The following is a 13,771-nucleotide window of genomic DNA, read 5'->3' as shown; positions in this document are numbered from 1 at the left end:
TCAGCCCGTGACGATCTCCGACCACGCGCTCAACCACTCCTCGCGGTGCGCGTCGACGTCGGCGGGCGTGACCTCGAACGGCGCGTCGGCGAGCGGCGCCCACCGGGCCCACTCCTCGGGCAGGTCGACGGCCGTGCTGACCGGGTACATGTACATCGAGCCGGGGATGTCGGCCTGGACGTCGTCGGACAGCAGGAAGTCGAGGAGCTGCTGCGCACCGTCGGGGTTCGCGGCGCCCGCGAGGACGCCCGCGTACTCGACCTGCCGGAAGCACGTGTCGAGCAGCGCACCCGTCGTCGGGGAGTTGCCGCCCTCGGGGACGGTGAACGGCGGCGACGACGCGTACGACAGCACGACCGGCCGCGGGCCACCGCCACCGCCGCCGCTGAAGTCCGTGTAGTACGCGTCGGACCAGCCCTGCGCGACCTTGACGCCGTTCGCGGCGAGGGCCGTCCAGTAGGCCTGCCAGCCGTCCTCGCCCTTCGCGCCGACCGTCGCGAGCAGGAACGCGAGGCCGGGCGAGGACGTCACGGCGCTGGGCACGACGAGCAGGTCCTTGTACTCGGGCAGCGTGAGGTCGTCGAGCGTCGTCGGCTCCGCGACGCCGTGCTCCGCGAACCAGGCGTGGTCGACGTTGAGGCACACGTCGCCGAAGTCGACGGCCGTCAGGGCGTCCGACCCGTCGACGGCGTACGTCGCGGCGTCCTCCGCTGCGGGCGCCGACGACGTGTACGGCTCGACGACACCCTCCGCGATCGCGCGCGACGCGAACGTGTTGTCGACCCCGAACACCAGGTCGCCGAGCGGGGCGTCCTTCGTCAGGACGAGCTGGTTGACGAGCGTGCCGGCGTCGCCGGGCTGCACGACCTCGACGGTCAGGCCCGACTCCTCCTCGAAGGACTCCAGCAGCCCGTCGGACAGCCCGAACGAGTCGTGCGTGACCAGCGTGACGGTGCCACCGCCCGACGCGGCCGGTGCGGGGTCGTCGCCGCCGACCGCGGAGCAGCCCGCGAGCGCGACGAGGGCCAGCGCCGCCAGGGGCGCGAGGACGGGGACGGTACGGCGGGACGTGCTCGCCATGGGTGGTGCTCCTCCTTCGTCAGCAGGAGGGGGTCACCGCGTGCGCCGCCCGGAGCCCCCGCGGGGACGCCGACGACGACCGCGGAGACTGAGAAGCCCGACTCCCTACGCCGGTGTGAGCCGGATCAGGTTCGAGGGTCTGCGGTGGTCCGCACTCTCAGCGCCCTGGCCGTCGGCGGGGCTGCCGGCGACGTGACGCTCCCCTGTCGTTCGCCCGTGATCCTACGCCCGTCCGACCAGCGGCGGAGCACCCGTGCGGCTAGCGTGGACGCAGCCCGCCCTGACCCCCGGAGGTTCACCCGTGCCTGACAAGCAGTCGACCATCGCCAAGCTCGTGGGTGTCGGTGCCGCGCTCGGCGCCGCCTGGGTCGCGCAGCAGATCGTCACGCAGTCGTGGAAGGCCGCGTCCGGCCACAAGCCGCCGAAGCCCGAGGACGAGGGCGACGCCCGCCTCGGCGAGGTCATCGCGGCCGCCGCGATCACCGGGGCGCTGGTCGCCGTCGCGCGCGTCCTCGCAACCCGCGGCACCGCCACGTTCACGGCCCGGACGAGCGCGGGCCGCGAGCTGGTCGACTAGGTCGCCCGCAGTGAGCGAACCTAGCGGGGGGCGTGCCGCCGAGGGCGCGCGCCAGGACGAGGACGCCGAACTCGTGGACGGCACGGACGACCCGCGCTCGGGTCGCCTCGCCAAGGTCCAGCGACATCGTGCGCAGATCCGTGCCGCGGCACGACGAGCGGGTGCCACCCGCATCGAGGTCTTCGGGTCCGTGGCCCGCGGACAGGACGGCCCGGACTCCGACGTCGACTTCCTCGTCGACCTCGACGTGCGGGTGGTCGGGCTGCTTCCCCTGATCGGCCTGACGCGCGACCTCGAGGAGATCCTCGGCGAGCGCGTGGACGTCGCCTCTCGGCCTGCTCTCGGGGACCACGTCGCTCCCTCGGCGCTCGACGACGCCGTCGTCGTCTGACGTCGGTCAGGCGTCGGTCATCGCGGCGGGGAGGCGGCAGGGGACGAGGAGCTCCATCTGGTGGTGCCCGAGCAGGTCGGCGACGGCCTGCGGTGTCGTGATGCGGAACAGCACCGGACGTGCGGCGGACTCGTCGGCGTCGAGCGGTGACGCGTCCACCCAGTCGCGCAGGTCCGCGAGGACGCGCTCACCGTCCTGGTCGTCGAGGTCGCGGCACACCGCGGCGGCGTAGAGCCCGCCCGGGAACGGGACGACGTCCCACGGGCTGCCGTCGTCGTCGGGGCCGAGCAGGTAGCCCCACGCGAGGGCCTCGGCGTCGTCGTCGAACCACATGAGGTCGCGCGGGGCGAGCGGCAGCGGCTCGGTGCGGGCCGTGAACCACGCGTCGAACCGGGTGAGCAGCCCGTCGTCGGCGAACGGGTCGGCGTCGGGGCTGGGGCCGGTGGTGGCCATGAGGCACGCGGGCAGCTCGATCACGCGGACGTGCATCGGTCGGACCTCCGGGGCGTCGTTCACGGTCGGGCGACGGTCCCACGGCGCGACGCGGGGTCGCATGGGCATGAGGTCCCAGGTCAGGCCGTCAGATGGCCGGCCACACCTCGGCGGTCCGGTCGGGCGCGAGGGACGGCAGGACGGCGGTGTTGAAGACCTCCCGCAGGACGCGTCGGGCCGCGAACCAGCCGGACAGGCCGTGCACGCCGGGGCCGGGCGGGGTGGACGCGGAGCACAGGTAGACGCCGTCGCGGCCGGTCGCGTAGGGGTCGCGGCGGGCCGTGGGGCGGGCGAACATCTGCCACATCGTGGTGGCGCCCGCGCAGATGTCGCCGTCGACGTAGTTCTGGTTGTGCCGGCTCATGTGCGCGGCGGGGATGCACCGGGAGGCGACGACGACGTCGCGGAACCCGGGCGCGTACCGCTCGACGTGCGCGGTGACGGCCTCGGTCACGTCGACGTCGGACCCCGCGGGGACGTGCGCGTACGACCACAGGGGCCGCAGCCCGCCGACGACGCGGGAGTCGTCGACGACGGTCGGGTCGCTGACGAGCGTCATGGGCCGCTCGGCGTGCTGCCCGGCGTGCACGGCTGCCTCGGCGGCGATCATCTCGTCGCGCGTCCCGCCGACGTGCACGGTCCCGGCGCGCCGCACCTCGGGGTCGGCCCACGGCACGGGCTCGGACAGCACGAAGTCGACCTTCGCGGCGGCGTTGCCGTACCGGAAGCCCTCCAACGACTCGCGGGCGTGCCGCGGGAGGCGGTCGCCGAGGACCTCCACGACGGTGCGGGGCGTGGTGTCGAACAGGTGGGCGTGCGCGGGCGGCATGTCGTCCCACGTGCGCACGGGGTGGTCGGTGACGATCTCCCCGCCGTGCGCGACGAGGTCGTCGACGAGGGCCGCGACGATCGACCCGGACCCGCCGCGCGGGATGACCCAGCCGGGTCCGGCGTGCCCGAGGGACGCGAGCAGCAGCGCCGTCCCGGCGGCCGCGAGGGACGGCAGGGGCGTGATCGCGTGCGCGGCGACGCCCGTGAGGAGCGCGGGCGCGACGTCGCCCGAGAACCGCCGCCCCCACGTGGTGCCCTGCTCCAGGACCTGCAGGCCGAAGTGCAGCGCCGTGCCCGTGCCGCGGGGCAGCAGGCCGGGCGGCAGACTGCGCTTGTCGCCCATCGCGACGCGCACGACGTGGTCGGCGTGCTCCGCGAGCCGCCCGACGACGAACCGCCACGCGTCGCCGTCGTCGCCGAGCCGCTCCGCCGTCCGGTCGAGGTCGCGGTACGCGACGCCCGCGCGCCCGTCGGGCAGGGGCTGCGCGAACGACACCTCGGGGCGCAGCAGCTCGACGCCGCGGGCGGCGAGGTCGAACCCGCGGAAGAACGGCGACGCCCACGCCATGGGGTGCACCGCGGAGCACAGGTCGTGCACGACCCCGTCGGCCAGGCCCAGGTCGAGCGTGCGGGCACCCCCACCGACGGTGGGCTGCGCCTCCAGGACGAGGACGCCCAGCCCGGCGCGGGCGAGCGTGACGGCGGCGGCGAGCCCGTTGGGTCCTGACCCCACGACCACGACGTCCCGGTGCATCCCTCGATTCAACCCCTTCGGGCCGTCCCGGGCGACGCCGGGCGCGTCACGGCGACGCCACGCGCGTCACCGCGGGCCGATGTCGTCCTCGTCGTCCACGGCCGACTCGGGGTCGAGGCCCGCGCCGTCCGGTCCGGTGCGGGCACGCTCCAGGTCGGCGGTCAGCTCGTCGACGACGAGCAGGTCGCCGCGGACCTTGCCCGTGCGGTAGCCGGCCCGGCCGACCATGTGCGCGGCGACGGGCGCGGTGAGCATCTGGAAGACCGCGACGAGGACGAGCGCCCACACGGCACCGCCGGACCGCAGACGCAGCGCGAGCCCGATGAGGCACAGCACGAGCCCGAGAACCTGCGGCTTCGTCGCGGCGTGCATGCGGGCCAGCAGGTCGGGGAACCGCAGCGCGCCCACGCCGGCAGCGAACGCGAGCAGCGCCCCGCCGAGCAGGCAGACCATCGACACGACGTCCGCGAGGGTGTCCCACCAGTGGTTCATCGGACCTCCCCCTCGGCGCCGCCGCCGTGGTGCTCCTCGTGCTCGTGCCGCTCCTCGGCGCGGGTCTCCTCGGCGCGCGCGGCCTCCTCGGCGGCGATCTCCTCGCGCGTGCGGACCCGGCCCTCGCCCTCGGGCTCGACGGACGCGAAGCGTGCGATCGTCACCGACCCGACGAAGCCCACGAGCGACAGGACGACGAGGATCGGCACGACGTCGGCGCGCCGGTTCACCGCGGCGTAGAGCGCGACGCCGACGATCATCGTCGCGACGACCACGTCGAGCGCGATCGTCCGGTCGAGCATCGACGGGCCCTTCTCGGCCCGGACGATCGCGAACGCGGCCCCGAGCGCGAGCAGCACGGTGCACACCACCACGACGACGATCACGCGACCACCCCCGCGGCGAGCAGCTCCTCGTCGGACGCGAACGCCCGCAGGACGCGCTCCTCCTGGTCGAGCACGGTCTGGCGGGCGGCCTCGATGCCGCCGCTGGCCCGGACGTCGAGCACGTGCAGGTACAGCATGCCGGTGAGCCGGTGCGCCTCGACGACGAGCGACCCGGGCACGAGCGAGCACAGCTCGGCGGTGAGCGTGAGGTACAGGTCGGAGTGGCTGCGCAGCTGCACCCCGATGACGGCGCCGTGCGGCGTGTAGCGGGGGCGCAGCGCGATGAGGCTGACCTCGGCGGACGCGCGGACCAGGTCGGCGACGAACCGCGCGACGAGGACGACGAGCGCGCCGAGGCGGACCCGGCCGCCGAACTGGATGGGCGCCATGCGCAGCCCGGTCGTCACGAGCAGCGCGAGGCCGGCGCCGGCGATGACGTTGCCGACGGACAGGTCGCCCCACAGCAGCACCCAGACGACGGTGAGCCAGACGACCGTCGCCCACTGGGTGCGCCACCGGGACCGGCGCGGGTGCAGGCTCATCCGCCGGCCCCCGTCCCGGCGGGTGCGGCCTCGTCGGCGGGCGCGACGCCCGCGGCCTCGGGCTCGGGCTCGTCGTCGCCGTGCTCGGCGTCGGACGCGGCCTGCTCGGTCACGTCGACGGACACGCCTTTGCCGCGCTTCCCGTCGGGCAGGACGGCCTCGACGTAGGGCGTGCGCTCGGCGAGGGCGGCGGCGGCCCGCTCGGTGTACGCGTACAGGGGTCCGGCGGCGACGGTCAGGCCGAGGCCGAACACGATGAGCGCGGCGGCGGGGCCGACCATGCCGAACGGCAGCCGGGTCGGGGGCCGCTCGACCTCGGGCACCTGCCAGAACGCCTTGTTCCACGCCTTGACCAGTGCGTACAGGGTGAGCAGGGAGGTGACGACCGACCCGACGACGAGGACGTACGCGAGCGGCGTCCCGACCTGCACGCCCGCCTCCAGCAGGCCGAGCTTGCCGAGGAAACCGGACATCGGCGGGATCCCGGCGAGGTTCATCGCGGGCACGAAGAACAGGATCGCGAGCACGGGCGCGAGGCGCGCGAGCCCGCCGAGCTTGGTGAGCGACGTGGACCCGCCGACGCGCTCGACGAGCCCCACGACGAGGAACAGCGCGGTCTGCACGGTGATGTGGTGCGCGACGTAGTAGATCGCGGCGGTCCACCCGGCGTCGGTGGACAGGGCGATGCCGAAGACCATGTACCCGATGTGGCTGACCAGGGTGAACGACAGCAGACGTTTGATGTCGTCCTGCGCGACGGCGCCGAGGATCGCGACGACCATCGTCGCGAGCGCGGCCCACATGAGGACGTCGTCGAGCCGCCCCTCGGGGAACAGCAGCGTCTGCGTGCGGATGATCGCGTACACGCCGACCTTGGTGAGCAGGCCTGCGAACACGGCGGTGACGGGTGCGGGCGCGGTCGGGTACGAGTCCGGCAACCACGCGGACAGCGGGAAGACGGCGGCCTTGATCGCGAACGCGAGGACCAGCAGCACCTGCAGCAGCAGCCGCACGCCGGGGTCGATCTCGGGCAGTCGGATCGCGAGCTGCGCGAGGTTCACCGTGCCGGTCGCGGCGTACGTCGCGGCCAGGGCGACGAGGAACAGCACGGACGACAGCAGCGCCATGACGACGTAGATCGTGCCGGCGCGGATGCGCTCGCGGGTCCCGCCGAGCGTGAGGAGCACGAACGACGCGGCGAGCAGGATCTCGAAGCCGACGTAGATGTTGAACAGGTCGCCGGACAGGAACGCATTCGCGACGCCCGCCGTCAGCACCAGGTACGTCGGGTGGAAGATCGAGATCGGTGCGGACTCCTCGTCGTCCTCCTGGCCCTGCGCGAGCGAGTACAGCAGGACGCAGAGCGTGACGGTGGCCGACACCGTGAGCATGAGGGCGGCCAGCCGGTCGACGATGAGGTTGATCCCGACGGGTGCGGCCCAGTCCCCGACGTCGACGACGAGCGGGCCGTCGTCCGCGAGGACGAGCAGCGCGGCCGACACGATCACGACGATCGTGAGCGCCGCGACGCTGACGATGCGCTGGATCGTCGGGCGGCGGTACAGCGCGAGCGCGAGGCCCGCGGCGGACAGCGGCACGACGACGGGCAGCGGGACGAGCCAGGTCCAGTCGGTCATCGCTCGCCCTCCCCCGGGGTGCGGGCGGGGGCGCCCTCGTCGGTCTCGTCGCGGATCTCGGCGGCCTCCTCGTCGATGGAACGTCCGGTGCCCTCGGTGTCGGCGTCGGTCGTGGCGCGGACGTCGATCGCCGCGAGCCGCGCGATGCGGCGGTCCTCGACGTCGTCCTGGACCTCGTCGTGCCGGTGCAGCTGCCACGACCGGTAGGCCATGGCCAGCAGGAACGCCGACAGGCCGAGGGTGATGACGATCGCGGTGAGGACCATCGCCTGCGGCAGCGGGTCGCTCATCTGCCCCTCGGGCGTCGCGCCGACGATCGGCGGCCGCCCCGCGGCGCCCCCGGCGACGAGGAACAGCAGGTTGGCGCCGTTGCCGAGCAGGATCACGCCGATGAGGACGCGCGTCAGGGAGCGCTCGAGCAGCAGGTAGACGCCGACGGTGAACAGCACGGCGATCGCGACGACGAGGACGAGGTTGGGGCTCATGTCGATCACGACGGGCCACCCCCGACCTTCTCGGCGAGCAGCCGGTCCGCCTCGGCGAGCTCCTCGTCGACGGACTGGTCGTCCTCACCGGTCTCGGCCCGCCGGTCGATCTCGGCACCGAGGCTGCGCAGGATGTCGAGCACGAGGCCGACGACGACCAGGTAGACGCCGACGTCGAAGAACAGGCTGGTCACGAGGTGGATGTCGCCCACGACGGGCAGGTGGATGTCGATGATCCACGACTGCAGGACGGACCCGCCGACGAGCTGTGCGAGCAGCCCGACGCCCGCGGACAGGAACAGGCCGAGGCCGAGCAGCAGACCGGGCTGCACGGGTGCCGCCTCGCCGAGCTCGTACCGCCCGCCCGCGAGGTAGCGCACGATGAGCGCGATGCCTGTGACGAGCCCCGCGGCGAACCCGCCGCCGGGTGCGTTGTGGCCGGAGAACAGCAGGTAGATCGAGTAGACGAGCATCGTGTGGAACAGCAGCCGCACGACGACCTCGAAGATCACGGACCGTCGCTGCGGCGCGAGGGTCCGGCCCGCGCTGAGCCACAGGCGGTCGCGCGACGCGGACGACGGGGCGGGCTGCTGCGTGCTGCCCGGCGGGCGGCGCAGCGCCGCCATCGGGTCGTCGCTGCCGCCCCACACGGCCCGGTCGTCGGGCGCGTCGCCCGCACGGAAGATCGCCCCGCCGCGCCGGGACAGGAAGACGAGCGACGCGACGCCGGTCGCGGCGACCAGCAGCACGGAGATCTCGCCCATCGTGTCCCACGCGCGGATGTCGACGAGCGTGACGTTGACGATGTTCTTGCCGCCGCCCCACGCGACGGCCTCCTCCGCGAAGTGCTCGGACACGGGCGCGTGCACGCGCGCCCCGGGTGCGACGAGCGCGATCCCGGCGACGGTGAGCCCGACCGCGAGGCCGAGGCCGAGCCGCACCCACCGGCTCGCGGCGAGCGGGCGGTCGGAGAAGTACGGGGGGAGGCGGCGCAGGACGAGCACGAAGACGACGAGCGTCACGGTCTCGACGAGGACCTGCGTGAGGGCGAGGTCGGGTGCGCCGTGCAGCAGGAAGATGCCGGCGACGGCGTACCCGCCGATGCCGAGGAGGATGACGGCCTTGAGCCGCCGCCGGGCGCGCGCCGCGAGGATCGCGGACGTCACCGCGACGGCCGCGAAGACGAGCTGCCCGGGGTGGTCCCAGCGCGTGACGGGCTCGGCCACGGTCGTCTGCGTGAGGATGACGCCCGCGACGGACCCCACGAACACGAGGAGCACGACGCCGAGGTAGAGCGGCAGCGAACCACGCTGCGTGACGGCGGTGACGTCGGCGGCGAGGTCGTCGAGCCGCCGCATGAACTTGCGGTAGACACTGTCGGCCTCGGGCCCGCGGTACAGCCCGGACTGCCACCGCTCGACACGGGCGCGGACGACGAACAGCAGCGCACCGGCGGCGAGGATCCCGACGGTCAGCGCGAAGACGGGCGTGAACCCGGCCCACAGCACCAGGTGCCCGGGCTCGCCCAGCGGGTACGTGTCGGCGTAGGGCGCGAGCAGGTGCTCGCCGAGCTGCGGGAGCAGCGCGACGGCGAGGCCGAGGACGGCGAGGATCATCGCGGGCCACACGAGCAGGAGCGTGGGGTGCGTGATCGGTGCCGGGGTCGCGTCCTCGTGGGCGCCCTCGTGCAGGGGCGGGCCCTGTGCGGGGTCGCCGGCCGTCGACTCCGGGACCACGGCCGGCTTGGTCGCGAACGCGCCCCACCACAGCCGCAGCCCGTACGCGACGGTCAGGACGGACCCGACGGAGAACGCGACGAGCACGACCGTCCCGAGGGCACCCTCGTCGAGGTGCACGATCCCCTCGAGCCCGGCCTCCTTCGCGACGTACCCCGCGAACGGGATGAGCCCGATCATCGACGCCGTCGCGAGACCGCCCGCGAGCGCCGTCAGCGGCAGCTCGCGCCCGACGCCGGACAGCCGCCGCAGGTCACGCGTCCCGGTCGCCGCGTCGACGACGCCGACCACGAGGAACAGCGACGCCTTGAACATCGCGTGCGCGCCGATCATCGCGAGGCCCGCGAGCGCGGTCGCCTGCGTGCCGAGCCCGACGAGCAGGATCAGCAGGCCGAGCTGGCTGACCGTGCCGAACGCGAGGACGAGCTTGAGGTCGTGCTGCCGCAGCGCCCGGTAGCCGCCGAGCAGCAGGGTGCCGCAGCCGAGCACGACGACCGTCCAGCGCCACACGGGCTGCGTCGCGAACGCGGGCGCGAACCGGGCGACCAGGTAGACACCGGCCTTCACCATCGCGGCGGCGTGCAGGTACGCGCTGACGGGCGTGGGCGCGGCCATGGCGGCGGGCAGCCAGAAGTGGAAGGGCAGCAGCGCGGACTTGGTGGCCGCGCCGAGCAGGAGGCAGACGATCGCGGCCGTCGTCGCGGCGCCCATGGGCGGGTCCGCGATCACCTCGGACATCCGGTAGGTGCCGGCCGCCTCGCCGAGCAGCACGACGCCGACGAGCATCGCGAGGCCGCCCGCCGTCGTGATGACGATGGCCTGCATCGCCGCCCGCCGGCTGGCCTTGCGTTCCGCGTAGTGGCCGATGAGCACGTACGACGTCACCGTCGTGAGCTCCCAGAACACGAACAGCAGCAGCATGTCGTCGGCCGTGACCAGGCCGAGCATCGCCCCCGCGAACGCGACGAACACGCCGCCGAACCGGCCCAGGCCGTGCGCGGTCGGCGAGAAGTAGCCCGCGCAGTACACGAGCACGAGGGCCCCGACGCCACCGACGACGAGCGTCATGAACCACGACAGCGTGTCGAGCCGGAACGTCAGCTCCAGGCCCAGCGCGGGGATCCACTCGACCTGTTCGACGGGTCCTTTGCCCGCCTGGACCTGCTGCGTCCAGGTGAGCGCCCACACCGCCGCCGAGGCCGGCGCGAGGGCCAGCACCCAGAACGCACGACGCCCCAGCACGGAGACGAGAGCGGGCGCGGCAAGGGCTGCTGCGAGGTGCACGGTGAGCAGCAGAAGCACGCGTCCGGCTCCGTCCTGTCGGGGGCGGGGGGTCGGTCGGGAGGCTTGAGGAGTTGGTCAAGAGTCTACCGACCCATTTCCCATGCTCTTCTCACGCACCGCCCAAGGACGGCGCCGGCCGCGGGGCGGACGTCCCGGGGGCGCGCCCGCCCGGCGACTACCGTGTGCGCGTGAACGCGCTGCAGTGGGTGTGCCTCGGCATCGTCGTCGTCTCGACCGTCGTCGGGGTCGCGCTCTTCTCCCGCGGGGTCGTCGCGATCGTCCGGACGGTGCGCGTCGGCCGCTCCGCCCCCGGCCGCTCCGGCCCCGTCGGGACGCGCCTCGCGACGCTGCTGCGGGAGGTCGTCGGGCACGGCCGGTTCCAGCACCGGCCCGTCGTGCGGGCCGCGCACTGGGTCGTCATGGTGTCGTTCCCGCTGCTCGTCCTCACGCTCGTCGCCGGGTACGGGCAGGTCGTCGACCCGACGTGGGCGCTGCCGCTCATCGGGCACCTGTGGCCCGTCGAGTGGGTGATCGAGGCGTTCGCGTGGGCGGCGCTCGTCGGCATCGTCGCGCTGTTCGTCCTGCGCCTGCGCATCTCGCCGCGCGGCGACGAGCCGCAGCGCCGCCGGTCGCGGTTCTTCGGCTCGAACCAGGCGCAGGCGTACTTCGTCGAGGCCACGGTGTTCGCCGTCGTCGCGGCCGTGCTGGTGCTGCGGGGCCTGGAGTACGCGCTGCTCGCGCAGGAGGGCCACGACGGCCTGGGCCTGCACTTCCCGCTCACCGCGTGGTTCGGCGGCTGGTGGGCGGGCGCGCCGACGGACGTGCTGCGCGACGCGGTGGTCGTCGCCGCGACCGTGAAGATCGCGATCTCGATGTCGTGGTTCGTCGTCGTCGGCCTGCAGCCCACGATGGGTGTCGCGTGGCACCGGTTCCTCGCGGTCGTCAACGTGTACGCCCGCCGCGAGGCCGCGGGCGGGCCGGCCCTCGGCCCGCTCGCCCCGCTGACCCTCGCCGACGGCACCGCCGTCGACCTCGCCGCGCTCGAGGACCTGCCCGACGACGCGCGGCTCGGCGCGGGAGCGATCGAGGACCTGTCCTGGAAGCAGCTCCTCGACACCGCGACGTGCACCGAGTGCGGCCGCTGCCAGGACCAGTGCCCCGCCTGGGCGACCGGCAAGCCCCTGTCCCCCAAGCTCGTCATGCTCTCCCTGCGCGACCACGCCGCCGCCACGGCCCCCTACCTGCGGGCGGCAGCCGCAGCAGGCGGGCTGACGCCTGACGAGGCGGCCCCGGTCGACCGCCGCGCAGCGGGCGAGGACGACCCGCACGCGGGCGTGGACCTCGTCGGCGCGGGCGTCATCGACCCCGAGGCGCTGTGGGCGTGCACGACCTGCGGCGCGTGCGTCCAGCAGTGCCCCGTCGACATCGAGCACGTCGACACGATCGTCGACGTCCGCCGCTACCAGGTGCTCATGGAGTCGGCGTTCCCCAAGGAGCTCGGCGGCACGTTCACCAAGCTCGAGCGGCAGGGCAACCCCTGGGGCCTGCCCGCGCGCGCCCGGCTCGACTGGGCGAAGGGCCTCGACTTCGAGGTCCCCGTCGTCGGCGCCGACGTCGAGTCCGCCGCCGACGTCGACTACCTGTTCTGGGTCGGCTGCGCCGGCGCCTACGAGGACCGCGCGAAGAAGACGACACGGGCCGTCGCCGAGCTGCTGCACACCGCCGGGGTGTCGTTCGCCGTCCTCGGCGACGGCGAGACCTGCACGGGCGACCCCGCCCGCCGCGCCGGCAACGAGCTGCTCTACCAGATGCTCGCGTCGCAGAACGTCGAGGTCCTCACCGAGGTCGGCGCGCAGCGCATCGTCGTGACCTGCGCGCACTGCTTCAACACCATCAGCCGGGAGTACCCGCAGCTCGGCGGCCGGTTCGAGGTCCTGCACCACACCGAGCTGCTCAACCGGCTCGTCGCCGACGGGCGGCTGGTGCCCGTCGAGCCCCCGGCCGACGCCGCGTCGTCCGCGCCCGGCCAGCGCATCACCTACCACGACCCCTGCTACCTGGGCCGGCACAACCAGGTCTACACGCCCCCGCGCGAGCTGCTCGCCGCGATCCCCGGCGTCGAGCTCGCCGAGATGCCCCGCAACCGCGAGACGTCGTTCTGCTGCGGCGCGGGCGGCGCGCGCATGTGGATGGAGGAGTCGACCGGCACCCGCATCAACGCGACCCGCGCGAGCGAGGCGATGGGCACCGGCGCCGACGTCGTCGCGACCGCGTGCCCCTACTGCACCGTCATGCTCGCCGACGGGGTCGCGGCCGTCGCCGCCGCCGGTGCGGCCGTCGAGCCCGTCGGGACCCACGCACCCGCGGGCGCTCCCGCCGTCGCCGCGGACGGCACCCCCGCCCGCGCGGCCGTCGGCGTGCCCGAGGTCGCCGACATCGCCGTCCTGCTCCGCGACTCCTTGCGCGCCCCCACCCCCTGAGCCCCGCCCACCCGCCTGCATCGCGGCTCTGCTCCGCGACTCCCTGCGCCCCACCCCTGAGCCCCGCGCCCACCACGCCGCCCCCGGCCGGGGCAGACCTCGGCGAGGGCCGGCCTCGGTCGTCGTGCGGCCCCCACGGCCGCGAGTTCGTCACTTCGCGCCGACTTCGTGAGGCGCAGCTGACGAACTCGACGCGAGGTGACGAACTCGACGCGAGGCGACGAGCTCGGCGGCGCGTGAACGCGCGCGGCCGGGGGGCTGCCCCACCGTCGGCTCGTCGGGTGACCGGATGGTCGGCGCACCGGTGCGGCCGGGACGGTGGACGTGTCCGCATCGTCCGGTCCGCACCGACCGGACGTGCCCTCGACACCGGGCGACCGCCCGCAGAAGGAGTCCTCATGCGCAGCACCGCACCGACGCAGCCCGCGACCCCCGACCAGCCCGTCCCCGACGGCACCCCCAGGGCCGACGGCTCCGACGGCGCCGACGACCGCTCGCTCGGCGCCGTCCCCCGCCGACGGCGGGCGCTCCGGGGTGCGGCCGCGCTGCTCGCCGCGGGTGCGCTCGTCGGCGGCACGCTCGTCGCACCCGCGGTGGCGGCGGA

At 74.3% G+C, this 13,771-nt stretch carries 13 protein-coding genes and 1 riboswitch; of the genes, 4 read left to right on the top strand and 9 right to left on the bottom strand.

Translation table 11 applies throughout. The annotated features are described in order from the left end of the window. Entirely contained in the window at positions 1-1,080 is a 1,080-nt protein-coding gene (locus tag CBZ_RS08850; RefSeq protein WP_130781202.1) for a thiamine ABC transporter substrate-binding protein, read from the bottom strand. A gap of 85 nt (positions 1,081-1,165) precedes the next feature. Next, positions 1,166-1,295: riboswitch (TPP riboswitch) on the bottom strand. A gap of 86 nt (positions 1,296-1,381) precedes the next feature. Between CBZ_RS08850 and CBZ_RS08845 the strand changes: the two genes are divergently transcribed. Beyond that, positions 1,382-1,657 carry a DUF4235 domain-containing protein gene (locus CBZ_RS08845; RefSeq protein ID WP_130781201.1) on the top strand — a complete coding sequence of 92 codons (276 nt, stop codon included), beginning with the start codon at positions 1,382-1,384 and terminating at the stop codon, positions 1,655-1,657. Positions 1,658-1,667: 10 nt separating this feature from the next. Beyond that, positions 1,668-2,048 carry a nucleotidyltransferase family protein gene (locus CBZ_RS08840; protein ID WP_218022737.1) on the top strand — a complete coding sequence of 127 codons (381 nt, stop codon included), beginning with the start codon at positions 1,668-1,670 and terminating at the stop codon, positions 2,046-2,048. Positions 2,049-2,054: 6 nt separating this feature from the next. Here the strand turns inward: CBZ_RS08840 and CBZ_RS08835 are convergent, their stop codons facing one another. The 8 genes from CBZ_RS08835 to CBZ_RS08800 all read right to left on the bottom strand — a co-directional run bounded on the left by CBZ_RS08835 (position 2,055) and on the right by CBZ_RS08800 (position 10,705). Further along, complete coding sequence (locus CBZ_RS08835; RefSeq protein ID WP_130781200.1) at positions 2,055-2,537, bottom strand: hypothetical protein; 483 nt, start codon at positions 2,535-2,537, stop codon at positions 2,055-2,057. Positions 2,538-2,628: 91 nt separating this feature from the next. Continuing rightward, entirely contained in the window at positions 2,629-4,125 is a 1,497-nt protein-coding gene (locus CBZ_RS08830) for a phytoene desaturase family protein (RefSeq protein WP_130781199.1), read from the bottom strand. Between the two features lie 66 nt (positions 4,126-4,191). After that, on the bottom strand, positions 4,192-4,617 hold the full coding sequence (gene mnhG / locus CBZ_RS08825) for a monovalent cation/H(+) antiporter subunit G (protein WP_130781198.1): 426 nt from the start codon (positions 4,615-4,617) through the stop codon (positions 4,192-4,194). After that, positions 4,614-5,003 carry an MrpF/PhaF family protein gene (locus CBZ_RS08820; protein WP_130781197.1) on the bottom strand — a complete coding sequence of 130 codons (390 nt, stop codon included), beginning with the start codon at positions 5,001-5,003 and terminating at the stop codon, positions 4,614-4,616. Before CBZ_RS08820 ends, mnhG begins: the two co-directional genes overlap by 4 nt. Beyond that, the gene (locus CBZ_RS08815; RefSeq protein WP_130781196.1) at positions 5,000-5,545 is read right to left on the bottom strand and encodes a Na+/H+ antiporter subunit E; all 546 of its coding nucleotides are present in this window, start codon (positions 5,543-5,545) and stop codon (positions 5,000-5,002) included. Before CBZ_RS08815 ends, CBZ_RS08820 begins: the two co-directional genes overlap by 4 nt. Next, entirely contained in the window at positions 5,542-7,182 is a 1,641-nt protein-coding gene (locus CBZ_RS08810; protein WP_130781195.1) for a Na+/H+ antiporter subunit D, read from the bottom strand. Before CBZ_RS08810 ends, CBZ_RS08815 begins: the two co-directional genes overlap by 4 nt. Beyond that, positions 7,179-7,667, bottom strand: a complete 489-nt coding sequence (locus tag CBZ_RS08805) for a Na(+)/H(+) antiporter subunit C (protein ID WP_130781217.1) — start codon at positions 7,665-7,667, stop codon at positions 7,179-7,181. Before CBZ_RS08805 ends, CBZ_RS08810 begins: the two co-directional genes overlap by 4 nt. Before the next feature lie 5 nt (positions 7,668-7,672). Next, the gene (locus CBZ_RS08800) at positions 7,673-10,705 is read right to left on the bottom strand and encodes a Na+/H+ antiporter subunit A (RefSeq protein ID WP_130781194.1); all 3,033 of its coding nucleotides are present in this window, start codon (positions 10,703-10,705) and stop codon (positions 7,673-7,675) included. A 170-nt stretch (positions 10,706-10,875) separates the two neighbouring features. Here CBZ_RS08800 and CBZ_RS08795 point away from each other — a divergent pair, with 170 nt between their 5' ends. Together CBZ_RS08795 and CBZ_RS08790 are read left to right on the top strand one after the other, a co-directional pair. Next, positions 10,876-13,167, top strand: a complete 2,292-nt coding sequence (locus CBZ_RS08795; protein ID WP_130781193.1) for a (Fe-S)-binding protein — start codon at positions 10,876-10,878, stop codon at positions 13,165-13,167. 398 nt (positions 13,168-13,565) lie between these two features. Beyond that, a partial coding sequence (locus CBZ_RS08790; RefSeq protein ID WP_218022736.1) for a hypothetical protein occupies positions 13,566-13,771 on the top strand: 206 nt, incomplete at its 3' end.

It is taken from the genome of Cellulomonas biazotea, from assembly GCF_004306155.1.
Classification (GTDB): domain Bacteria; phylum Actinomycetota; class Actinomycetes; order Actinomycetales; family Cellulomonadaceae; genus Cellulomonas; species Cellulomonas biazotea.
The sequence above is the reverse complement of the archived record's forward strand: the minus strand, read 5'-3'. Positions and strand labels throughout refer to the sequence as shown.

Excerpts from the sequence above, each read along its gene's own strand:
- CBZ_RS08850 (WP_130781202.1), bottom strand. The coding sequence starts at position 1,080 with ATGGCGAGCACGTCCCGCCGTACCGTCCCCGTCCTCGCGCCCCTGGCG.
- CBZ_RS08835 (WP_130781200.1), bottom strand. The coding sequence starts at position 2,537 with ATGCACGTCCGCGTGATCGAGCTGCCCGCGTGCCTCATGGCCACCACC.
- CBZ_RS08830 (WP_130781199.1), bottom strand. The coding sequence starts at position 4,125 with ATGCACCGGGACGTCGTGGTCGTGGGGTCAGGACCCAACGGGCTCGCC.
- mnhG (WP_130781198.1), bottom strand. The coding sequence starts at position 4,617 with ATGAACCACTGGTGGGACACCCTCGCGGACGTCGTGTCGATGGTCTGC.
- CBZ_RS08815 (WP_130781196.1), bottom strand. The coding sequence starts at position 5,545 with ATGAGCCTGCACCCGCGCCGGTCCCGGTGGCGCACCCAGTGGGCGACG.
- CBZ_RS08810 (WP_130781195.1), bottom strand. The coding sequence starts at position 7,182 with ATGACCGACTGGACCTGGCTCGTCCCGCTGCCCGTCGTCGTGCCGCTG.
- CBZ_RS08805 (WP_130781217.1), bottom strand. The coding sequence starts at position 7,667 with ATGAGCCCCAACCTCGTCCTCGTCGTCGCGATCGCCGTGCTGTTCACC.